Raw genomic sequence first — 20,907 nt, 5'->3', positions numbered from 1 at the left:
TTTCAATTGATTTGGATAACCGATGGATCGATCGTTACCGCGATCGCTCGCGGCTGATGTAGATCGCGAGCAGGATGATTCCGCCCTTGATCACGTTCTGCACGTACGGGTTCACGCCGATCATGTTGAGCCCGTTGTTGAGCACGCCGAGCAGCAGCGCCCCGACGAGCGTGCCGAGGATCGCGCCGCGCCCGCCGGAGATCGACGTGCCGCCCATCACGACGGCCGCGATCGCGTCGAGCTCGAAGCCCACGCCGGCGTTCGGCTGCCCGCTCATCAGACGCCCGGTCAGCACGATCGCGGCGAGCGCCGACGTGACGCCGGCCAGCGTGTAGACGATCAGCTTCACGCGCGCGACCCGCACGCCGGTGAGCCGCGTCGCCTGCTCGTTGCCGCCGATCGCGTACACGTAGCGGCCGAACGGCATCCGGTCGAGCAACAGCCACGCGATCGCATAGATCGCCAGCATGATCAGCACCGGCGTCTGGATGCCGAGCACCTTGCCGCTGCCGAAGAACGCGACCCAGTCGGGCAGCCCGTCGATCGGATAGCCGCCCGTGTAGATCAGCGCGAGGCCGCGCGCGATGCCCATCGTCGCGAGCGTGACGATGATCGGCGGCATCCCCGCGAACGCGACGAACACGCCGTTCAGGAAGCCGAAGCCCAGGCCGACCGCGATGCCGATCGCCAGCGCGGCGGCCGCGTTGACGCCCGCGACCATCAGCCCGGCCGCGAGCGTGCCGGACAGCGCCATCACCGAGCCGACCGACAAGTCGATGCCGCCCGTCAGGATCACGCAGGTCATGCCGACCGCGATGATCGCGTTGATCGAGACCTGGCGCAGCACGTTTTCGAGGTTCGCGGCGGACAGGAAGCTCGGGCTCGCGACCATCATCGCGATGCACACGACGACGAGGCCCACGAGCGGATAGAACAGCGTCGAGCGGCGCAACCGGGCCCACATCGCGCGGGGCGGCGGCGCATCGGCGGCCGTGGCCGCGAGCGTCGTGGAAGGCGTGGAAGAGGAATCAGGCAGGTTCATGGGTCGCTCCTCGCGTGCCGGCCGTGGCATAGGTCATGACCGTGTCGGGATCGATCTCGTCGCCGGCGAGCGTCGCCTCGATGCGGCCCTGCCGGAACACGGCGACGCGATCGCACATGCCGACGATTTCCGGCAATTCGGACGAGATCATGATGATGGCGTAGCCGCGCGCGGTGAGTTCGCGCATCAGCCCGTAGATTTCGGCTTTCGCGCCGACGTCGATGCCGCGCGTCGGCTCGTCGAAGATCAGCACCGACGTGTGATGGTTCAGCCAGCGCGCGATCACGACCTTCTGCTGATTGCCGCCGGACAGCGTCGCGACCTCGGTGTGGATCGACGGCGCCTTCACGCCGACGCGCCGCATCACGTCGTGCGTCGTACGCGCCTCGCCGCGCCGGTCGATCAGCCAGCGCATCGACCGGTACTTGCCGAGATTGTTCAGCGAGATGTTGTCGCGAATCGAGAACGACGTGACGAGCCCTTCCGTCTTGCGGCTTTCCGGCAGGAGGCCGATGCCCGCGCGCAGTGCGTCGGCCGGATCGGCGAGCTTCGCCGCCGCGCCGCGTACGCGCAGTTCCTTGCGATGCGCGCGCGTCGCGCCGATCACCGCGAGCGCGGTTTCCGTGCGGCCCGAGCCAACCAGCCCCGCGAAGCCGAGGATCTCGCCGGCGCGAAGCGCGAAGCTGTTCACCGGGCCGTCGCGCTCGATCTGCAGCGCATGGACGTCGAGCACGACCGGCGCGTCGGCCGGCAGCGCCGGCTTCGGCGGAAAGCTGCTTTCGATCCGGCGGCCGACCATCATCCGCACCAGTTGCTCGACATCGGTGCGCGCGACGTCGGTCGTCGCGACGTACTGGCCGTCGCGCAGCACCGTGATGCGGTCGCACACCGCGAAAATTTCGTCGAGATGATGCGAGATGAAGATCATCGCGACGCCCTGCCGCTTCAGCTCGCGCATGATCGCGAACAGGTGCTCGGCCTCGGCCGGCGTGAGCGTCGCGGTCGGTTCGTCGAGGATCAGGATGCGCGCGTCGAGCGACAGCGCCTTGCCGATCTCGACGAACTGCTGCTGCGCGACCGACAGCGCACGGATCGGCGCATCGAGATCGATCGCCACGCCGAGCCGCGCGAAGATGGCCGCCGCCGCCGCGCGCATCCGCTTGCGATCGCGCGCCCCCCAGCGCGTGCGCAACTCGCGGCCGAGGAACAGGTTGTCGACGGCATCGAGGTGCGGAATCAGGCTGAATTCCTGAAACACGATGCCGACGCCGGCCGCGACCGCGTCGTGATAGTCCGCGAAATGGCGCGCGGCGCCGTCGATCTCGATCGTGCCGGCATCCGGCTGGTGGATGCCGCACAGGATCTTCATCAGCGTCGATTTTCCGGCGCCGTTCTCGCCGAGCAGCGCATGGATCTCGCCGCGCGCGATCTCCAGATCGATGTCGGACAGCGCCTTCACACCGGGAAAGCTTTTCGTGATGTGGCCGAGCCTGAGTATCGTATCCATCGGCTTCTCCGTGCGAAGGGCGTCGGCCACGCCGCCGCCCTTCGCGTCGCGCGTCGTTCACCAGCTGAAACCCTTCGCGTTGCCGCGATCGACGACCTTCACGTCGACAGGAATCGCCTTCGGCACCGTCGCGCCCCACTTGCGCGCGATCGCGATGCCGAGCGCGATGCGCACCTGGTCGGCCGGGAACTGCGCGGTCGTCTCGACGAACTTCGAGTTCGGCTTCTGGATCGCGGCGATCGCCTCGGGCGCGCCATCGACGCTCGTCAGCTTGATGTCCTTGCCGGACCCCTCGATCGCGGCGAGCGCGCCCATCGAGCCGCCGTCGTTCACGCTGAAGATGCCCTTCAGGTTCGGATGCGCGGAAATCATGTTTTCGGTGACCGACAGCGCGGTCGCGCGCTCCTGCTTGCCGTTCTGCGTGTCGACGAGTTTCACGTTCGGGAATTTCGCGAGCCCGGCCTTGCAGCCGCGCACGCGCTCGAGAATCGGCACGACCGGAATGCCGTCGAGGATCGCGACCTCGCCGCTGCCGCCGATCGCCTTCGCAAGGTATTCGCACGACATCACGCCCGCGTCGTAATTCTTCGAACCGACGAACGAATCGACCGGGCCGTTCGCGTTCGCATCGACGGCCACGACCACCGCGCCCGCCTTCTTCGCTTGCGCGATCGCCGACTGGATGCCGGTCGAATCGGTCGGGTTCACGAGCAGGATGTCGATCTTCTTCTGCAGCATGTCCTCGACGTCGCTCACCTGCTTGCTGACGTCGTGATGCGCGTCGGTGACGACGACCTGCGCGCCGATCGACGCGGCCGCGTCGTTCAGCGCCTTCTGCATCGTCACGAAATACGGGTTGTTCAGCTCCTGGAACGTCATGCCGATCCGCAGCGGCGCGGCGTGGGCGGCGGCGGGCAGCAGGGCCGCGACGGCGAGCGCGGCAACGGCCGCCAGGCGGGCGGCGCGACGGGAGGATGAAGCGGGCGATGCGTGCGTCATGACGGTGTCTCCTGAATTGTGTGCGGCTTTTTCGTGGATGAATGCGCCCCTCGCGACGTGAGCGACGCGATCGGCTGGGTAAAACGACGGAGCAAACTCGGGCGGGCGGCGGCCCGGCGATCATCCGGGCTGCGGCGCGAGCTCGGGTGCGCCGGGCGTCAGCACGCGCGGCGGCAGCGGGTTACCGGTGGGCGCCGCATGCAGCGCCAGCTCGCGGCTGCGCGCGTTCAGGCGCTGCAGCGCACGGAATTCGGACGGCGCCATCCCCTTCACCGCGCGGAACTGGCGGTTGAAGTTCGACACGTTGTTGAAGCCGGCCTGGAAACAGACGTCGGTGATGCTCGCGTCGTCGGCGAGCAGCATCTGGCATGCGGATTCGATCCGCAGGCGATTCACGTACTGGACGAACGGCATGCCCGTGTGGCGATGGAACGCGCGCGAGAACGCGCTGACGCTCTGCCCGGTCAGTTGCGCGAGATCGGATTCGCGCAGCTCGGATGCGAGGTTCTTGCCGATATACGACAGCGCGTGACTGAGCCGCGTCGGCGTGACGTCGGTCTGGTCGTATGCGGGGCTCGCGAGCAGCGTGCGCTCGGCCGCGCCGCACAGCCGCTCGAGGATCGTCATGAACAGCGCGATGCGGTGCATGCCGCGCGCGGTCAGCAACGCGTCGAACAGCGGGGCGATCGCGGCGCTCGTCGCCGCGTCGAAGCCGACCCCGCGCCGCGCATCGTCGAGCAGCGTCTGCGCGTCGCGGCATTCGGGAAACGCGTCCATGCAGCGGCGCACGAAAGACGGATCGAACTGGATCACGAGATTGCGCCGCTCGACGGTTTCGCCTTCGGCCATGTCGCTGACCCAGTTGTGCGGCAGGTTCGGGCCGAGCAGCACGAGATGGCCGGGGCCGAACGAGCCGATGTGATCGCCGACGAAATACTTGCCGTGCGTCGCGACGATCAGGTGCAGCTCGAATTCGGGATGGAAATGCCAGCGGATCGTGCGATACGGATAGCCGTGCGACCAGACCTTGAACGACTCGTCGCGTCGCACTTCGACCACTTCGAGATCGGGGTGCATCATGTTGGCGTCTCCATTCCCATGTATCGCTGGCCGGCCTGTTCGGCTCGTTCGCGTGTCCGCCGGCGGTTTCGCGCGGCGATGCGGACCGGTCGCATGGGAAGCAATGTAGGTCGATCGAGCGCGCGGCTCCACCAACTTTACGCCTGATTTCCGATACTTTTTTGCACGATCCGGCCGCAAACGGCGCCGGACGGCAAATTTGTTGCGGCGCGGAATCGCGCGGACGGCCGCCCGCGCTGGCCGCCCGCGCCGGCTTACGCCGCCGCGTGCTCGCGCGCCGTGCGCGCCTCGTACGTCTTCAGGTGGTTGTACGCGATCCGCAGCAGCGACAACGCATCGGCCGCCTGCGGGTCGCGCCGCGCGAGCAGGTCGCCGATCACGTGATCGGCTTCGACGCGCGCATGATTCTCGACATCGCGCAGCATCGACGCGGTCAGCGGCGACGGCGTCAGCACCATCCGCTGCATCCGCTCGCTGGCCGACGAGTCGGGCCGGTGGCCGTTGTGTTCGGCGATCGCGCTGCATTCGGCGAGCATCGTTTCGAGCAGGCGGCGGCCGTCCGGCGCCGCGAGAATGTCGCCGATCGAACCGCGAAACAGCGACGTGCTCGCGGCGAGCGTCGCGAGGAACACCCACTTCTCCCACATCCGCGCGGCGATATCGTCGCTGAGCGTCGCGTCGAAGCCCGCGCCGCCGAGCACGTCGGCCACCGCGCGCACGCGCGGCGATTCGCCGCCGGCAAGCTCGCCGAACGTCACGCCGTGCGTGTCGTTCAGGTGTACGATGCGCTGCTCGCGATCGAGCGTCGCCGCGATCACGCACAGCCCGCCGAGCACCTGCGCGGCGCCGAAGCGCTCGCGCAGCACGTCGAGGTGGCGCATCCCGTTGAGCATCGGCAGGATCAGCGTCTGCGGGCCGACAAACGGCGCGAACGACGCAATCGCGTCGTCGAGGCTGTACGCCTTGCAGCTCAACAGCACGAGGTCGAACGGCGCGACGCCGGCGCCCGCATCGCCCGCGCGCACCGTCTGCACGTTCGCGAGCGTCAGGTCGCCGCGCGGGCTCCGGATCAGCAGCCCGTCGCGTGCAAGCGCAGCCGCGCGGCCGTCGCGCACCAGGAACGTCACGTCGCGCCCCGCCGCGGCCAGCCGGCCGCCGAAGTATCCGCCGACCGCGCCGGCCCCTACTACCAGAATCCGCATCGTTGCCTCCTTTCGGTTTGGTTCGGTGTCGCACCGCGGCCCGTGCGGGCGTGGCGCATACACCATCGCCCGACAGTATAGCGGCCACTTTTATGCATATGCATAGATGCCCGCGCCCGCGTCGCGGGCATCGGGAAACGAGCCGCTTCTAAGGGATTTCCCGCCTACAGCGCCGCACATCGCGCGCCGTCAAGACACTTACCCCGTCACGCCGTCCCGGCGAGCTTCCTCGACTGACCGACCTCATACCATGCGCAATCTTTCCCTGAATCAGAAACTCGCCTCGATGATCGTCATCCTGTGGCTCGGCCTGCTCGTGATCGCCGGGCTGGGCGCATGGCAGACCCGCGCGTCGATGATCGCCGACCGCCGCGACCAGCTTGCATCGCTGGTCGCACAGGCCGCGAGCGTGACCGACCATTACTACAAGCTGTCGCAGCAGAACGCGATGCCGGAAACCGATGCGAAGCAGAAGGCGCTCGAGGCGATTGCCGCGATGCGCTACGGCGCCGACGGCTATATCTCGGTCAACGATTCGAAGCCGGTGATCGTGATGCATCCGATCAAGGCCGAGCTCAACGGCAAGGACGTGTCGAATTTCACCGATCCGAACGGCAAGCACCTGTTCGTCGAGATCGTGAAGGCCGGCAACGCGGAAGGCGGCAAGGGCTTCGTCGAATATCTGTGGCCGAAACCGGGTGCGGACAAGCCGCAGGAGAAGACCAGCGCCGTGCAGCGCTTCGCGCCGTGGGACTGGTATCTGGTGACCGGCATGTACATGAACGACGTGCGCTCGGCGGTGCTTGCGAGCATCGGCCGCTGGCTCGCGATGACGGCCGTGCTCGGCGCGATCGCGACGGCCGTGATGGTACTGGTGCTGAAAAGCGTGCGCGCGAGCCTCGGCGGGGAGCTGGAAGCGGCGCTCGACGCCGCTCGGCGCATCGCGCAGGGCGACCTGACTGCCCGCGTGAGCGTGAAGCACGACGATCGCGGCAGCCTGCTGCATGCGTTGCACACGATGCAGGGCGGGCTGATCGACATGGTGTCGCGCGTCCGGGCCGGCACCGAGAACATCAACGTCGGCGCGAGCGAGATCGCATCCGGCAACACGGACCTGTCGCAGCGCACCGAGCAACAGGCGGCCGCGCTCGTGCAGACCGCGTCGAGCATGGACGAGATGACCGCGAACGTGAAGCAGAACGCGGACAGCGCCGAGCAGGCCGCGTCGCTCGCCGGCCAGGCCGCGCAGGTCGCGACGCGCGGCAGTGCGGTGGTCGACGACGTCGTGCGCACGATGAACGAGATCACCGACCGCTCGCACAAGATCGGCGACATCATCGGCGTGATCGACGGGATCGCGTTCCAGACCAACATCCTCGCGCTGAACGCGGCAGTGGAAGCGGCGCGCGCAGGCGAACAGGGTCGCGGCTTCGCGGTGGTCGCGGCCGAAGTGCGCTCGCTCGCGCAACGCTCGGCGACGGCGGCCAAGGAGATCAAGTCGCTGATCGTGTCGTCGAACGAGACGGTCCAGCACGGCGCGACGCTCGTCACGCATGCGGGCGAGACGATGGCCGAGATCGTGCAGTCGGTACGGCGCGTGAACGAGATCCTCGACGAAATCAGCCACGCATCGCGCGAGCAGAGCGCCGGGATCGAGCAGGTCAACCGCGCGGTGGGCGAGATGGATCAGGTCACGCAGCAGAACGCGGCACTCGTCGAACAGGCCGCGGCAGCCGCGCATTCGCTGCGCGATCAGGCCGAGGCGCTGCGCGACGCGGTGACGCGGTTCGCGCTGCCGGCTTGACGGCGCGCCGCCCCACCCTCACGCCGCGCTGCCCGCCCGCAGCGCGGCCTCGCCGCTACCGAGCCCCAGCCCCGCCGCGCGCTGGATCAGCTCGACGTCGTTGCTCGCGCCGAGCTTCTTCATCGCGCTGATCTTCTGCGCGCTGACCGTCTGCTTGCCCTTGCTCAGGCGCTGCGCGATCGTCTTGATCGGCACGCCCGACAGATACAGGCGAATCACCTCGATTTCGCGCGCCGACAGCTTCACGGGCGTGTCGCCGCGCGTGCCGAGCGCATCGACCGCGCGACGCACGGACGGCGACAGGTAGGTCGCGCCGCTGTAGCTCGAATGAATCGCCGTGACGATATGGCCGACCTCGTCGAGCTTGCTGACGACGCTCACGCCGCCGATCGCGAAGATCGACCGGAAGATCAGCGGGTTCTCGTTCGCGACCAGCACGACGATCCCGACGTTCGGCCGCGTGCGGCGCAGCCAGTCGAACAGCGCGAGGCCATCCATCTGCTCGTCGCCGCGTATCGCATAGTCGACCAGCACGACGTCGCAATCGATGCCGCCGAGCGATGCGACCAGTTCTGCCGCGCTCCGGTAGACCGCGGCGAGCTCGATCGCGCAGGCGCCGCCCGCGATCTGCTCGATACCGGCCAGCGTCAATGGCCAGTCGTACGCGAAGACGATGCGAACATTGAATTTCCTCATGCGGAGTTCCTGGTGGTTCACCGGCCGCGCCACGCGGAACGCGCGCGCCCGGTTGGGCGTTGAAAGGACATTCAGGCGATTTTTAGCCTGGACGTCGATTCTATGAACGTATGCACGCGCGCGATATCGGACGGCGTACGAATTGGCTGCCGAAGACGTAATACGGGTTTGATATTTGCGCCGGTTCAACGCCCGGCGGCCGGCGGACGACCGTCGCGGCATCGGCCCGATGGCCGGCGTGGCGCGCCGCGCGGCCGGCCAGCGGGTAAAATTGCGCGTTTGCATGCCACCCCGGCCCGCCGGTGGCGAGCGACGCGCCGATGCCGGCCGCGCGCCGCCGGCCCTTCGCCGGCTTGCCCGACCTCCCGCTTTCCTCATGACCGATTCCGACCTGCAATCCGACGACACCTCCATCCACGAAGACGGCCTCTGGCGCGACAACGGTTGGACGGCCCGCATCATCAAGAACGAAGACGACGACGGCTGGGCCGTCGAGATGGTCAAGGACGGCGAGTCCGAGCCCGCGCTCGTCGGGCCGTGGACCATGGGCCGTGACAAGAAGAACCCGAAGCCGATGGATGCGAACGCGTTCCGCACGCTCGTGAAGACCGCGACCGAAGTGCTGATGCGTCACGAACAGCAGCGGCGCGCGATGCTGCACAAGGAAGTGACGGTGCAGGACGAAGCCGGACAGGACGTATCGGTGACGCTCGACATCGTGCCCGACGAGTTCGAGCCGTATGCGCAGCTCAAGGCGTTCGATCCGTATGGCGAGCTGCTGGCCGAAGCGAAGGTGTCGGCCGGGTTCAAGCTCAACAAGGCCAGCGCCGAGCGCTGGGCCGCATCGGGCTTCGACCGGCCGGCCTGAGGGCGCGATCAGGCGCCGGCGCCCCGCTCCGCGCGCGCGAGCCGGCGGGCGGCCAGCTTGCGCCGCACGAGCGCCTCGAACTGCGGCGTCGCGGCCTCGGGATCGCGCGCGGCCAGGCCCAGCAAATTGCGCGCGAGCTGGATCGGCGTCAGCACGATGCCCCACGGCAGCCCCCACCAGCCGAGCGCGGCCGACGCGAGCAGCGCGATCGCCTGCTTCCGGCGGCCGCAGCGGCGGCAGCACACGTGGCGCCGCGTGGCCCAGCGCGTGACGAATACGAGCGACACGACGCGATGCGACGCGTGGACGTCGACCGGTTGCCCTTCGCGCAGACAGATCGGACATGGCCCGTAGCGCCAGTCGTCGACGTACTGCCGGACCTTCGCGTCGGGCACCCGTTCGGCCTCGACGACGACCGGATGCGCCTGTGCGCACACCGGGCCGCAATAGCGGCGGCCGTCGATCGACCGCCCGCCGACCAGGAACGTCCTGCCGCACTGACTGCACTCTGCCACGATGACCTCGGATAAGCGTGATGCGCCGCGTGCCGGTTGCGCGCACGTCGATGCACGCGTTCCGGCCGGGCCGTTTCATGTTTTAACGGCCGCCGCCGCGAGGTCTTGAGCGCACGCGCGCAGCGGCGCGTCAGCCATGCAGCCCGTGCGCGGTCATCAGGCGGTACAGCGTCGCACGCGAGATGCCCAGCTCCGCCGCGACGTCCGCATGCTGGTGGCGGTGACGCAGCAGCGTTGCCTCGATCGCGTGCCGCTCGGCCTGCCGGCGCGCCTGCGCGAGCGTCGGCGGCCGCAGCGACGTGTACGGACGCAGCTCGAGATCGGCGGCCGAGATCAGCGGGCCGTTCGTCATCACGACCGCGAAGCGGATCCGGTTGATCAGCTCGCGCACGTTGCCGGGCCACGAATAGTTGTGGATCGCCTCGATCGCGCACGGCGTGAAGCCGCGAATCCGGTACGCGCCGTCGCCGCGATAGCGCCGCAGCACGTCATCGGCGAGCAGCATGATGTCGCGGCCGCGCATGCGCAGCGGCGGCTCGTCGATACGCAGCACGCACAGGCGGTAGTAGAGGTCGGCGCGGAATCGCCCGGCCTGCATCGCGGCTTCGAGATCGACGTGGGTCGCCGACACGATCCGCACGTCGACCGGAATCGACGCATGCCCGCCGAGCCGCTCGATCCTGCCCTCCTGCAGGAACCGCAGCAGGCTCGCCTGGCTCTCGAACGGCATGTCGCCGATTTCGTCGAGAAACAGCGTGCCGCCGTGCGCAGCCTCGATGCGGCCGATCTTGCGCTGGTGCGCGCCGGTGAATGCGCCGCGCTCGTGCCCGAACAGTTCGGCCTGCACCAGCATCGTCGGGATGGCCGCGCAGTTCACGGCAACGAACGGCGCGTCGGCACGCGACGACTGCCGGTGGATCGCCGCCGCCGTCAGCTCCTTGCCGGTGCCGGATTCGCCGGCGATGAACACGGTCGCCTCGGTGTTCGCGACCTTGCGGATCGTCGCGAACAGCCGGCGCATCGCGTCGCACGCGCCGATCATCGCGCCGCCCGGCGGCGGCGCTTCCGCGGCCGGGTCGCCGTCCGCGAGCGCCAGCATCCCGTATGCATGGCCGACGAGATAGCCGATCGTCGTGTAGGCCGTCGCATGGCGCACGTAGTCGAAGCAGCAGCGGCGGATCAGGCGCGCGATCGTGATGTTGCGCAGCCGCTCGCCGTCGGCGAGCGCGACCCAGCCGACGCGCGGGTCACGCAGCAGCGCCTCGAACGACGCGACGTCCGGCGACGCGAAGCTGCCGAAATCGACGATGCCCGCATGCGGACGGTTCGCCTTGGCGAGATTCTGCGCGTCCGCCACGGTTTTGGCGCACCACACCTCCCAGCCGCGCGACGCGAGCGAATCGACGAGCGCGGCATCGTGTTGCCGCGACAAGTAGACGAGTGGCCGCGACGGCGCGACGGGACTGCGCCGGACCGCGACGAACGGCAGCGTGCTCGCCTGCCGTTCGACATCGTGCGGGCCCGGCATGCCGAGCTGACAGCAATGGTTCACGATTGCCTCGCCGCATAAGGTTGTATATCGAAGCGGCCGTTGCCGATCGCGTGGCGGGCCCGTGGTCCCGCGGCGCGGCGCCGCTCCGTCCTCGAACTACGCCGCGCTATCGGCAGAACACGACGCGCTGCGTGTAGATCTGCGGCTCGACGACAGGCTTCGCCGCGCCGTTGAGATCGTCGCGATAGGCGCGGTAGGTCTTGCCGTTCACCGTCACGTCCGACGCGCGGGCCGTCTCGATCCTGTCGAGCCCGGTGTACCGCCATTCGTTCACCCGGTCCGCGGCCGCGACGCTCGACTCGCCCGCGATCTTCTGCGTGATCGCGCTGCCGTCGCCCCACGGTTGCGTCTGCATCGCCTCGGTGTGCTGCGTCGCGCCGACCGTCTTGCCGGCCGACTTCGGCCCGTCGTGCGCGTCGAACGGCGCACCGCGGCCGAATACCGGCGCTTGCCACGACGGCGCATGGCCCGCCTCCGGCATCATGTAGACCATCTGCGGGTCGCCGATCATCACCATCGGCGCGCATGCGGTGTTGTCGGGACGGCCGAGCGTCGACAGCGCCTGCTGGACGCTCGCGGCGTTCGCGAGGGTCTGCTCGTTCAGGATGACGAAGACCGCGGGATTCTGGAAAAGCGACTGCGCAGCGGCTTGTACGCTGGCCAGCAGCAAAGCGACCAAAAAGATCCTCATGATTGAGGCCTCCTCGCATCGTCGTCACGCAAAAAGAGGTGTTGACCTCGGGGAGAGGAACAACACCCGTCAAACCGGAAAAGACCGTCGGGCATTGGGGCGAACGCATGCCGTGCGACACGTGCTCCGGTCGCACGGCAAACCGGCCCGCGTGCCTACGACGAGGTACTCGTCGAGATGACGGTCGGCGCCGGCGCGATCGGTGCAGCCGGTGCGGCCTGCCGATCGACCGTGGCCGGCGACAACGCTTGCGCGGGATCGGTCAGCGCCGGCACGTCGGCGGGCGGCGCAGCCGCTGCGGCTGCGGCTGCGGATTCGACCGCGTCCGGCACTTTCGCGTCGGCTGCCCGCATGTCGGCGGGCGCCGCCGCGACGGCAGGCGGCGTGGCCTCCGGGGCCGGCGCTTCGGCGGCTGCCTGCGGCGCCGGCTCGGCGACCTTCGCATCGGCGGCCGGCGCCACGGCGACGGTTGCCGCCGGCATCGGTTCGGCAACCGGCTCGCCTGCGGCCTGCACCGGGTCGGTCGCGGCCGGCATCGGCTCCGGTGCGTTGGCGGCGACGGGCTGTGCAGGCTCGGGCGTCTTGTCCGCGACGGCCGGCACTGGCTCGGACGCCTTGTCGGCAACTGCCGGGGCGGGTGCGGACACCTTGTCGACAACTGCCGTGGCGGGCTCGGACGCTTTGTCGGCGACCGGCCGCGCGGGCTCCGGCGCCTTCGTATCGGCGACCAGCGCGGCAGACGCTGGCGATGCCTTGTCCGCCGCGGCCGGTGCGGCGATGACGGCCGCTGCCGGCACGGTGGCCATGACGGCACCCGGTACGACCGACGCTGCGGGCGCGGTGGCGGCGACGGCAGGCGCGGCAGCCGCCGCGGGCGCCGGGACTGCGGCGGCAACGGCCGGCGCTGCAACTGCCGAAGCGGCGGCGGCAACGGCCGGCGTCGCAACTGCCGGAGCGGCGGCGGCAACGGCCGGCGTCGCAACTGCCGGAGCGGCGGCGACAGGCGCCATCGCCGGCACCGGGACCGGCACCGAAACCGGCGCGGCGCGCATCGACGTCGTCTCGATCGGGCGCGTCGGCGCGGCCACTGGCGCGGCCGAGCCGAGCGGCGGCAGGCCCATCCGGTCGCGCACGATCGGATCGCGATACTTGATGTCGTCCGCGACGGTCGCTTCGACGCTGGGCGCCACGTTCGAACGCGCGAGCGGCGCGGTCGTGCCCGGGCACAGATGCCCGGTCGCCTCCACCGCGCGCCGGTTCGCATCGCTCTGGCACAGCAGCGCGAGCGCCACGTCGGTCAGACCCATCGCACGGAATTCGCGCGCATCGAGACGCCGCACGCAGGCCTGGTCGACCAGCGTCGTGCCGCCCGTCGCACCGAACCCCGGAAACGACACGCCGACGCTCACCGAGCCCATGCAGGTATCGGACAGCGTGGTCGTGAGACCGGGCGCCTGGATCGACGGATTCGTCTTGATCGTCTGCGTGCCCGAGTAATTGACGTTTTCCGAGATCTGGGTGTTGTACGGGTTGGTGCCGGGCGCGCCGGACGACTGCAGCGAGTTCACGCTCTGCGGCGTGACGTTGCCGCCGACCGTGCTGGACGGCAGCGTCACGTTGACGTTCACGCTCGAATTGCCGCTGCCGCGCACCCCGCTGGAGCTGGTGGCATTCCCCCCGCGCGAACTCGTCGTATTCGTGTTCATGCTCGAGCCGCCGCCCTGGCTGATCGCCGTCGACGAGGTCGACGATTGCGCGCTCGACGTCGAATCGGCGGTTTGCGCGTGGGCGCCGATCGTGGTCATCGCGAACATCGCCGCACATGCCACCTTGATCCTGTTGCTGTTCATTTCACTCTCCGGACGAGGTTTGACCTCCCACCCAGTCAACCGTACTAATTCCCCTGAATGCCTTCAGTTTTCGCTGCTTCCCCGAACTGCTTCCAGCCGCTGCCCAGCTGGGACCACGAGCCGGCCGACATGCCCTGCCATTGCCGGGTGTCCGGTCCGCCGATGGCACTGCCCGACGAAAGCGTTTGTTGTTCTGACGGTTTGGTTGTCTGAGAAGGGTTGTTTGACGTCTGCATATTCGATTGCCCACCATCGGCAGCACGGTCAGCGCCATACGCCGTCAGAGACGCGAGCATCAGAGCGGCGGCAATCAGGTTCTGCTTCATGCCAACTCCTTACGTGACAACGATGCGGAAAAGAGACCAGCGTCGCTGGGAAACTGGTCCCCCCACACCTGACTAATGACTGCTCCCGGTCGCGCTCGAGTTGCCCTGGCTTCCGCCCGACGCGGACGGCGAACCGGCCGGCCCGGTACTCCACACGCTCGACGAGTTGTAGTGATTCGAGCCCGCGATGGCGCCCGACCCGCCACCGCCCGTCCACCCCGCGGCACCCGCGTTGGCAATGCCGTGGTCGTTCGCGCCCGTGGCCGTGTAGTGGTTCGCACCGAGTACGATCGTGGCGGTCACCCCTCCCGACAGCGCATTCGCGTTCTCGTTCGTGCTGCCGTTTCCGGCGAACGAGCCCGCGGCGCCGATACCGCCACCTGCCGCGAACGCGCCCCCGTTCGTGCCCGAACCGCTGGCCGTCGAAGTCGAGTTGTGAAAAGCGGACGCCGTGCCGGCGGAGCCGGCGGGTGTCACGGTGCTGCCTGCATTCGCGCCGGCCGTCGAGGTCGAATTGCTGGTATAGCTGCCGGAGCCGACCAGCACCGAACCGGAAACACCCGCCGCAACGGACTGCGTCTGGTTGGTCGTGGACGATCCGGCCGCCAACGCAGCGGACGAAATGACGGTGAGCGCTGTCGCTAACATGACTTTGGCTTTCATAGCAATTCCTTGCTGTGAGGAAGTTCGACGGTGGCGGAGCCGGGCCTGCCCTTGCGGGACGAAACCCGGCATCCGTGCCGCCAGCCAATGACGAACGCTACGCGTCGCGGCTTAGTGGTGATACGTCCAGCCGGTCGAGCCCGCGTTTGCGCCGCTGCTGCCGCCTGCTTGTGCGCCGCCGAAGCCGAAGCCGCCGACCGTCGACGTTTGCGTGTGGTTCGTGTACGAGACCGAACCGCTGCTGCCGCCACCGGCCATTGCGCCGGCTGCGCCGAGTGCCGAGCCGGAATCGGTTGCGGTGAAGTGGCCGAACCCGGCGACCCCGGCCATCGTCTGGCCACCGCTCGACGAGTTGCTGCTCGAGATCGTGCCGCTCGCTGCAAACGCTGCACCCGAAACCGCCAGAACTGCTGCTGCAATCAGAAGCTTCTTCATGGTCGACTCCATAACGGCGTGGAGAGAATGAGCATGGAAGATCGCACGCCATCGACCTTCCCGCCTCGAGCAATCCTTAAAAATAAGGATTGCTATCGAATAGAGAAATTATTTCAGGCTCGTAAAATTTTCTTTTTATTTTTGGCCAGCCGAAGTCTAGTTTTATGTTTTTAAGTTGTCCAAAATCTATGAGTAGGTGTTTTCAATTATTTTTATGAACATTGAGATTAACTCAAAACACCATTGATTAAATTTACCTAAATGACGCGCACATCTTTCCGGATTGCGATTTTCAATACCTTGTGTAAAACAGATACCGGCACCGGCACCCATTTCCGGAATTGAAAATTAGCGAACGTATCGACTACCGAAAAATTGCAGCGCCCGCTCGGCACGCGCCCTTCAGCCAGGCGACGACGGGCCTGCATTGCAACCAGACGGCATGTCCGCTCCCTGAGCTGACGGAGAAAGGCCTTCCGGATAACCCGGCCGACGCGCATTCGATCTAGTCCGGCCCGCGCCGGCACTGGCCCGGCGCGATCGAAACGGCTCTGCACGGTTGAAGAGGAATCGGCGCCACGCTGTCCGGCACGAACAGCGCACCCCATCCGGAAACACCGAATGAAGTCGAGTATCGCTGTCGCCGGGTTGTCGCGCGAAACGGCAACCGCTCCAGCACGCGACGCGCGCGGAGGGCGGGAAATCGGCAAGGCGCAACCACCGACGCTGGCACTGCGTCGCAAGCGCTACCCCCATCGATCCGACTACCCCTATGGTGCGCGAGAAACGCGCGGATCAAGCCACTGCTTATAGTGTTCATCGCCGCTTCCCCGACTGGCTCGTGACGAACTGGCCGCCCCCACATCATTGTTGCATCGTGTCGACCGCTCGCCGGTGCGTCCAATCTCGCAAGCCGCATGCCATGCGATATTCCACTGCGCATTGCGCGCGGCATGTGGCCGCCAGCCCCGCCCATTTCGCCAGGAACGGCATTTTTCGTTTCACGAATGTATCGCGATAACGGCACCCGCGCGGCGGCGATCATTGAACACCGCGACGCAATGCCTTGATTTGACGGACGAATCCGGCGCACCGAGGCTCGCCGGACGTCCCTGCGGACGGTTGTTGCAAATTTGAGAGCCCGCTCTCGATGCATGGCCCGCGTTTCGCGCGTTTCTGCTGACGAACCGTGTGTTGCGGCAGGCCGGCAACCGTCCATTACCCCCGGCGAATGGCGGGCCGGCCGCTCGATGCCCCGCGCCGCGCGGCCGGCGACACGGCCGGAACACGGGTTCCGTCCGAAATACGAAACGGATTTGATTCATCCGTGAAAATACCCACACGATCATGCGGTGAAAAAACCTTCGCCATCCGGCACGCTGCGGGCGTAATAATTAAAACAAATGTAAACGCTCGATCCCGATAAAAACGGGCCATCATTTTTCATTTCCAGTCGACCAGCCATTGGCGAGCGACTCATTGAAGAAACGTTTTCGAGCATTTATCCGCAGGATTCTCATCACTGAAACAAAGGCGATGAAGACCACTATCGATAGATCGATGCTTGCGTCGTTCAAGCATCAACGGGGTTGTCGGCGAAACCGGAGCGCCTGTCGCGACGCTTCGTCGACATCGCCGGCGCGGTCGCATGAAGGTGCTCGCGACAGGGGGAACGGGCTATATCGGCAGCCATCCGTGCAAGACGCTCGCGAAAGCGGAACACGAGCCGTGTCGCATACGATGATCTCTCGCCCGACCATTGCGACGCGATCCGCGGCGGGCCGCGCGTCGCGGCCGATATCCTCGAGCGCAACGCGCCGTCATCGCGACATGCCGATCGGCGACCGGCCGGCCGCCCGTCAGCCGAGCAGTTCCTTCTTGCGCAGATGCACGACGTCGCGCATCGGCGGCGCGCCGAACAGCCGGCTGTATTCGCGGCTGAACTGCGACGCGCTTTCGTAGCCGACGACGGCCGCCACCGACCCGACGTCGCCGCCCTGCCGCAACAACAGCCGTCGCGCCTCGTGCAGTCGCAACTGCTTCTGGTACTGCAGCGGGCTCAGCGTCGTCACGTGCTTGAAATGATGGTGCAGCGACGACACGCTCATGTTGACCGCCTGCGCGAGCGACTCGACGCGCATCGGCTCCGCGAAGTGATCGCGGATCCATTCGATCGCACGCGCGATCCGGTGCGTCTGGCTGCCGGCGATCGCCATGTGCCGCAGCCGCGTGCCCTGTCCGCTCGTCATCAGCCGGTACAGCACTTCCTTCTCGATCAGCGGCGCGACGACCGCGATGTCGGCCGGTGTATCGAGCAGCCGCAGCAGCCGCAACGCCGCATCGAGCAGCGGCGGCGTCAGCTCCGCGAGCGCGATCCCTTCGCCTTCCGGGCCCGCGTCGGGCTCGGGCAGCCGCATCTCGGCCGCCAGTTCGACGATGCGCTGCGGATCGAGCGTCAGCGACAGGCACAAGTACGGCTCTTCCGCCGACGCACGCGTCACGCGCGAGAGGATCGGCAAGTCGATCGACGTAATCAGGCAATTGTGCGCGTCGTATTCGTAGGCGTGGCCGGCCACGATCACGCGTTTCGCGCCCTGCGCGGCGATCACCAGCGCGGCGCGCGACACGCCGCAGCCGAGATCGACCGGCCGCGTGTGCCGATGCAGCATCAGGCCCGGCACGGCCGTCGAGTGCGAGCCGTCCGCCGGCGCGAAACGGCCGATCAGCGACGCCAGCTCGCGCCGCCCGGATTCGCGCGACGCCACGATATCGGTCATGTCCATGACGCATCCTCGAATGATTTCCCGTGTCGCGCGAGCATAGCGAAACGGCTCGCGGCGTGCAGGGGATTTGCAGGATTGTTCAATAAATTTGCAGGATTGGGTAGACGCAAAAACCGGCTGCTCGCGCACACTCGCGCTAATCCGGCCCACGCCGGGTTTTCCCCACGGAGACAATCAAAAATGCCTACCTCGTTTGTCCTGAACGGCAAGAACGTCACGCTCGACGCCGATCCGTCGATGCCCGTCCTCTGGGCGATTCGCGAACACGCGGGACTGACCGGCACGAAATTCGGCTGCGGCATGGCGCAGTGCGGCGCGTGCACCGTGCATCTCGAAGGCCAGGCCGTCCGCTCGTGCGTGCTGCCGCTCGCCGGCATCGCGGGCAAGCACGTCACGACGATCGAAGGCCTGCAGAGCAAGCCCGCGCAGGCCGTGCAGGCCGCGTGGGTCAAGCTGCAGGTGCCGCAATGCGGCTATTGCCAGTCCGGCCAGATCATGTCGGCCACCGCCTTGCTCGAACAGAATCCGAAGCCGACCGACGCGGACATCGACGCCGCGATGAACGGCAACCTCTGCCGCTGTGCGACCTACGCCCGCATCCGGGCCGCGATCCATGACGCAGCCGCGACGCTGGGAGCCTGACCATGACGATCGAACTCGACCACACCGATTCGGTGCGCCCGTCGCGCCGCACGTTCCTGAAGGCCGCGGGAGCAGCCGCCGCCGTCAGCCTGACCATCGGCTTCGACTGGGCCGGCCTCGGCCGCCGCGCGCTCGCCGCGACCGCGCCGGCCGGCGATTTCGCGCCGAACGCATTCCTGCGCATCACGCCCGACGGCGCCGTCACGGTGATCGCGAAGCACGTCGAAATGGGCCAGGGCGCGTATACGGGCATCGCGACGATCGTCGCCGAGGAGCTCGACGCCGACTGGTCGAGCGTGCGCGTCGAAAGCGCGCCGGCCGATGCGAAGCGCTACGCGAACCTCGCGTTCGGCACGATGCAGGGCACGGGCGGCAGTTCGGCCATGTCGAACTCGTGGCAGCAACTGCGCGAAGCGGGCGGCAAGGCGCGCGCGATGCTCGTGTCGGCCGCGGCAGCCCGCTGGAAGGTGCCGGCCGCCGAGCTGACCACCGCCGACGGCGTCGTCACGCACGCGAAGAGCGGCAAGACGGCCGCGTACGGCACGCTCGTCGCCGATGCGTCGAAGCTGCCCGTGCCCGACAAGGTCACGCTGAAGCAGCCGGCCGATTTCAAGCTGATCGGGCACCGGATTCCACGCGTCGACGCGTCGTCGAAATCGAACGGCACCGCGCATTTCACGCTCGACACGACGTTCCCCGGCATGCGCGTCGCGCTGCTGCAGCGGCCGCCGCGCTTCGGCGCGACGGTGAAATCGTTCGACGCGACGGCCGCGAAGGCCGTGCCGGGCGTCGTGTCGGTCGTGCAGGTGCCGGGCGGCGTCGCGGTCGTCGCGACCGGCTTCTGGGCCGCGAAACAGGGCCGCGACGCGCTGAAGGTCGAATGGGACGAAACGAAGGCGGAGAAGCGCGGCTCGGACGAGCTCATGCGCGAATACCGGCAACTCGCCGAGAAGCCGGGCACGTCGGCGCGCAAGGACGGCGATGCCGATGCGGCGATCGCCGGCGCGGCGCGCAAGATCGCCGCGACGTACGAATTCCCGTATCTCGCGCATGCGCCGATGGAGCCGCTCGACGCGGTCGTCAAGCTGACGGCGGACAGCTGCGAGATCTGGGCCGGCGATCAGTTCCAGACGGTCGACCAGGGCAACGCAGCCAGGACGGCCGGGCTGAAACCCGAACAGGTGCGGATTCACACGCTGTATGCGGGCGGCAGCTTCGGCCGGCGCGCGAATGCGTGGTCGGACTACGTGGTCGAGGCCGTGTCGATCGCGAAGGCGCTCGGCGCGGACGGCAAGCCCGTCAAGCTGCAATGGACGCGCGAGGACGACATCCAGGGCGGGTTCTACCGGCCGATGTACTTCCACAAGCTCGACGCGGGCCTGACCGCGGACGGCCGGCTGGTGGGCTGGCGCCACCGGATCGTCGGCCAGTCGATCCTCGCCGGCACGCCATTCGAAGCGTTCATGGTCAAGAACGGCATCGACGCGACGTCGGTCGAGGGCGCGGCGAACCTGCCGTACGCGGTGCCGAACGTGTCGGTCGAACTCACCACGACCCAGGTCGGCCTGCCGGTGCTGTGGTGGCGCGTGGTCGGCAGCTCGCACACGGCCTACGCGGTCGAGGCGTTCATCGACGAAGCCGCGCACGCGGCCGGCAAGGACCCGTATGCGTTCCGCCGCGACCTGCTCGCGAAGGAGCCGCGCATGCGCGCGGTGCTGGATCTGGCCGCGCAGAAGGCAGGCTGGGATCCGGCCAAGCCGCTGCCCAAGGGGCGCGGGCGCGGGATCGCGGTGGCCGAGGCGTTCAAGAGCTATGTCGCGCAGGTGGCCGAGGTATCGGTCGACGCGGACGGCAAGGTGAAGGTCGAGCGCGTGGTGTGCGCGGTCGACTGCGGGATCGCGATCAATCCCGACATCGTCGCCGCGCAGATGGAGGGCGGCATCGGTTTCGGGCTCGGCGCGGCGATGCACAGCGCGATCACGCTGAAGGACGGCCAGGTCGAGCAGCGCAACTTCGACGGCTACCACGTGCTGCGGATGGCGGAGATGCCGAAGGTCGAAGTGCATATCGTGCCGTCGGCGGAAGCGCCGACCGGGGTCGGCGAGCCGGGCGTCGCGCCGGTCGGGCCGGCCGTGGCGAACGCGATCTTCGCGGCGACCGGCAAGCGGCATTACGTGCTGCCGTTCGATTCGGCGGATAGCGCGAAGGCCTGATATGCGGGGACGCCGGCTGCCGGGCGACGCATGCCCCGG

At 67.8% G+C, this 20,907-nt stretch carries 19 protein-coding genes; 4 read left to right on the top strand and 15 right to left on the bottom strand.

What is annotated here, in order from left to right; translation table 11 throughout:
- Positions 1–34 precede the first annotated feature (34 nt).
- The 5 genes from WT97_RS01250 to panE all read right to left on the bottom strand — a co-directional run bounded on the left by WT97_RS01250 (position 35) and on the right by panE (position 5,830).
- Positions 35–1,042 carry an ABC transporter permease gene (locus WT97_RS01250; RefSeq protein WP_059793329.1) on the bottom strand — a complete coding sequence of 336 codons (1,008 nt, stop codon included), beginning with the start codon at positions 1,040–1,042 and terminating at the stop codon, positions 35–37.
- Positions 1,029–2,549, bottom strand: coding sequence for a sugar ABC transporter ATP-binding protein (locus tag WT97_RS01245; protein ID WP_060352662.1), 1,521 nt, complete (start codon positions 2,547–2,549; stop codon positions 1,029–1,031). The genes WT97_RS01250 and WT97_RS01245 overlap by 14 nt, the downstream gene beginning before the upstream one ends.
- A 57-nt stretch (positions 2,550–2,606) precedes the next feature.
- Positions 2,607–3,548, bottom strand: a complete 942-nt coding sequence (locus tag WT97_RS01240; RefSeq protein WP_060352661.1) for a substrate-binding domain-containing protein — start codon at positions 3,546–3,548, stop codon at positions 2,607–2,609.
- A gap of 120 nt (positions 3,549–3,668) precedes the next feature.
- Complete coding sequence (locus WT97_RS01235; protein WP_059793330.1) at positions 3,669–4,628, bottom strand: AraC family transcriptional regulator; 960 nt, start codon at positions 4,626–4,628, stop codon at positions 3,669–3,671.
- Between the two features lie 254 nt (positions 4,629–4,882).
- Positions 4,883–5,830, bottom strand: coding sequence for a 2-dehydropantoate 2-reductase (gene panE / locus WT97_RS01230; RefSeq protein WP_059502647.1), 948 nt, complete (start codon positions 5,828–5,830; stop codon positions 4,883–4,885).
- A 250-nt stretch (positions 5,831–6,080) separates the two neighbouring features.
- Here panE and WT97_RS01225 point away from each other — a divergent pair, with 250 nt between their 5' ends.
- Entirely contained in the window at positions 6,081–7,634 is a 1,554-nt protein-coding gene (locus WT97_RS01225; RefSeq protein ID WP_060034709.1) for a methyl-accepting chemotaxis protein, read from the top strand.
- Positions 7,635–7,652: 18 nt separating this feature from the next.
- On the opposite strand, the gene WT97_RS01220 is transcribed toward WT97_RS01225, so the two are convergent.
- On the bottom strand, positions 7,653–8,330 hold the full coding sequence (locus WT97_RS01220; RefSeq protein ID WP_059502805.1) for a response regulator transcription factor: 678 nt from the start codon (positions 8,328–8,330) through the stop codon (positions 7,653–7,655).
- Positions 8,331–8,706: 376 nt separating this feature from the next.
- Between WT97_RS01220 and WT97_RS01215 the strand changes: the two genes are divergently transcribed.
- Complete coding sequence (locus tag WT97_RS01215; RefSeq protein WP_027781097.1) at positions 8,707–9,198, top strand: hypothetical protein; 492 nt, start codon at positions 8,707–8,709, stop codon at positions 9,196–9,198.
- An 8-nt stretch (positions 9,199–9,206) separates the two neighbouring features.
- Here WT97_RS01215 and WT97_RS01210 read toward each other — a convergent pair whose 3' ends face one another.
- From WT97_RS01210 to WT97_RS01180, 9 genes are all read right to left on the bottom strand, one after another.
- A complete protein-coding gene (locus WT97_RS01210; RefSeq protein ID WP_059793336.1) occupies positions 9,207–9,713 on the bottom strand; it encodes a hypothetical protein in 507 nt (168 codons plus the stop codon).
- 130 nt (positions 9,714–9,843) lie between these two features.
- Complete coding sequence (locus tag WT97_RS01205) at positions 9,844–11,241, bottom strand: sigma-54 dependent transcriptional regulator (protein ID WP_060352660.1); 1,398 nt, start codon at positions 11,239–11,241, stop codon at positions 9,844–9,846.
- Positions 11,242–11,371: 130 nt separating this feature from the next.
- A complete protein-coding gene (locus tag WT97_RS01200) occupies positions 11,372–11,956 on the bottom strand; it encodes a hypothetical protein (RefSeq protein ID WP_060352659.1) in 585 nt (194 codons plus the stop codon).
- Between the two features lie 155 nt (positions 11,957–12,111).
- On the bottom strand, positions 12,112–13,806 hold the full coding sequence (locus WT97_RS01195; RefSeq protein ID WP_060352658.1) for a hypothetical protein: 1,695 nt from the start codon (positions 13,804–13,806) through the stop codon (positions 12,112–12,114).
- 44 nt (positions 13,807–13,850) lie between these two features.
- Positions 13,851–14,132 (bottom strand): hypothetical protein, encoded by a 282-nt coding sequence (locus tag WT97_RS31955; RefSeq protein WP_060034697.1) that lies wholly within the window; start codon positions 14,130–14,132, stop codon positions 13,851–13,853.
- Between the two features lie 72 nt (positions 14,133–14,204).
- Complete coding sequence (locus WT97_RS01190) at positions 14,205–14,795, bottom strand: hypothetical protein (protein WP_060352657.1); 591 nt, start codon at positions 14,793–14,795, stop codon at positions 14,205–14,207.
- Positions 14,796–14,906: 111 nt separating this feature from the next.
- Positions 14,907–15,230: a hypothetical protein gene (locus tag WT97_RS01185; RefSeq protein WP_059793470.1), complete on the bottom strand. Its 324-nt coding sequence runs from the start codon at positions 15,228–15,230 to the stop codon at positions 14,907–14,909.
- A 1,345-nt stretch (positions 15,231–16,575) separates the two neighbouring features.
- Positions 16,576–16,731: a hypothetical protein gene (locus tag WT97_RS34460; RefSeq protein ID WP_179949739.1), complete on the bottom strand. Its 156-nt coding sequence runs from the start codon at positions 16,729–16,731 to the stop codon at positions 16,576–16,578.
- Between the two features lie 358 nt (positions 16,732–17,089).
- Positions 17,090–18,013, bottom strand: coding sequence for an AraC family transcriptional regulator (locus WT97_RS01180; RefSeq protein ID WP_034204444.1), 924 nt, complete (start codon positions 18,011–18,013; stop codon positions 17,090–17,092).
- Between the two features lie 180 nt (positions 18,014–18,193).
- Here WT97_RS01180 and WT97_RS01175 point away from each other — a divergent pair, with 180 nt between their 5' ends.
- Both WT97_RS01175 and WT97_RS01170 read left to right on the top strand, forming a co-directional pair.
- Positions 18,194–18,655, top strand: a complete 462-nt coding sequence (locus tag WT97_RS01175) for a (2Fe-2S)-binding protein (RefSeq protein ID WP_006480868.1) — start codon at positions 18,194–18,196, stop codon at positions 18,653–18,655.
- A gap of 2 nt (positions 18,656–18,657) precedes the next feature.
- Positions 18,658–20,868 (top strand): xanthine dehydrogenase family protein molybdopterin-binding subunit, encoded by a 2,211-nt coding sequence (locus WT97_RS01170; protein ID WP_060352656.1) that lies wholly within the window; start codon positions 18,658–18,660, stop codon positions 20,866–20,868.
- Positions 20,869–20,907 lie beyond the last annotated feature (39 nt).

It is taken from the genome of Burkholderia sp. MSMB1459WGS (assembly GCF_001534535.1).
Lineage (GTDB): Bacteria > Pseudomonadota > Gammaproteobacteria > Burkholderiales > Burkholderiaceae > Burkholderia.
The sequence above is the reverse complement of the archived record's forward strand: the minus strand, read 5'-3'. Positions and strand labels throughout refer to the sequence as shown.

Bases quoted from the DNA above. Each gene is read 5' to 3' on its own strand.
- WT97_RS01200 (WP_060352659.1), bottom strand. From the start codon at position 11,956: ATGAGGATCTTTTTGGTCGCTTTGCTGCTGGCCAGCGTACAAGCCGCT.
- WT97_RS01180 (WP_034204444.1), bottom strand. From the start codon at position 18,013: ATGGACATGACCGATATCGTGGCGTCGCGCGAATCCGGGCGGCGCGAG.
- WT97_RS01195 (WP_060352658.1), bottom strand. From the start codon at position 13,806: ATGAACAGCAACAGGATCAAGGTGGCATGTGCGGCGATGTTCGCGATG.
- WT97_RS01175 (WP_006480868.1), top strand. From the start codon at position 18,194: ATGCCTACCTCGTTTGTCCTGAACGGCAAGAACGTCACGCTCGACGCC.
- WT97_RS31955 (WP_060034697.1), bottom strand. From the start codon at position 14,132: ATGAAGCAGAACCTGATTGCCGCCGCTCTGATGCTCGCGTCTCTGACG.
- panE (WP_059502647.1), bottom strand. From the start codon at position 5,830: ATGCGGATTCTGGTAGTAGGGGCCGGCGCGGTCGGCGGATACTTCGGC.
- WT97_RS01205 (WP_060352660.1), bottom strand. From the start codon at position 11,241: ATGCCGGGCCCGCACGATGTCGAACGGCAGGCGAGCACGCTGCCGTTC.
- WT97_RS01225 (WP_060034709.1), top strand. From the start codon at position 6,081: ATGCGCAATCTTTCCCTGAATCAGAAACTCGCCTCGATGATCGTCATC.
- WT97_RS01250 (WP_059793329.1), bottom strand. From the start codon at position 1,042: ATGAACCTGCCTGATTCCTCTTCCACGCCTTCCACGACGCTCGCGGCC.
- WT97_RS01245 (WP_060352662.1), bottom strand. From the start codon at position 2,549: ATGGATACGATACTCAGGCTCGGCCACATCACGAAAAGCTTTCCCGGT.
- WT97_RS01215 (WP_027781097.1), top strand. From the start codon at position 8,707: ATGACCGATTCCGACCTGCAATCCGACGACACCTCCATCCACGAAGAC.
- WT97_RS01240 (WP_060352661.1), bottom strand. From the start codon at position 3,548: ATGACGCACGCATCGCCCGCTTCATCCTCCCGTCGCGCCGCCCGCCTG.
- WT97_RS34460 (WP_179949739.1), bottom strand. From the start codon at position 16,731: ATGCTCGAAAACGTTTCTTCAATGAGTCGCTCGCCAATGGCTGGTCGA.
- WT97_RS01235 (WP_059793330.1), bottom strand. From the start codon at position 4,628: ATGATGCACCCCGATCTCGAAGTGGTCGAAGTGCGACGCGACGAGTCG.
- WT97_RS01190 (WP_060352657.1), bottom strand. From the start codon at position 14,795: ATGAAAGCCAAAGTCATGTTAGCGACAGCGCTCACCGTCATTTCGTCC.
- WT97_RS01220 (WP_059502805.1), bottom strand. From the start codon at position 8,330: ATGAGGAAATTCAATGTTCGCATCGTCTTCGCGTACGACTGGCCATTG.
- WT97_RS01185 (WP_059793470.1), bottom strand. From the start codon at position 15,230: ATGAAGAAGCTTCTGATTGCAGCAGCAGTTCTGGCGGTTTCGGGTGCA.
- WT97_RS01170 (WP_060352656.1), top strand. From the start codon at position 18,658: ATGACGATCGAACTCGACCACACCGATTCGGTGCGCCCGTCGCGCCGC.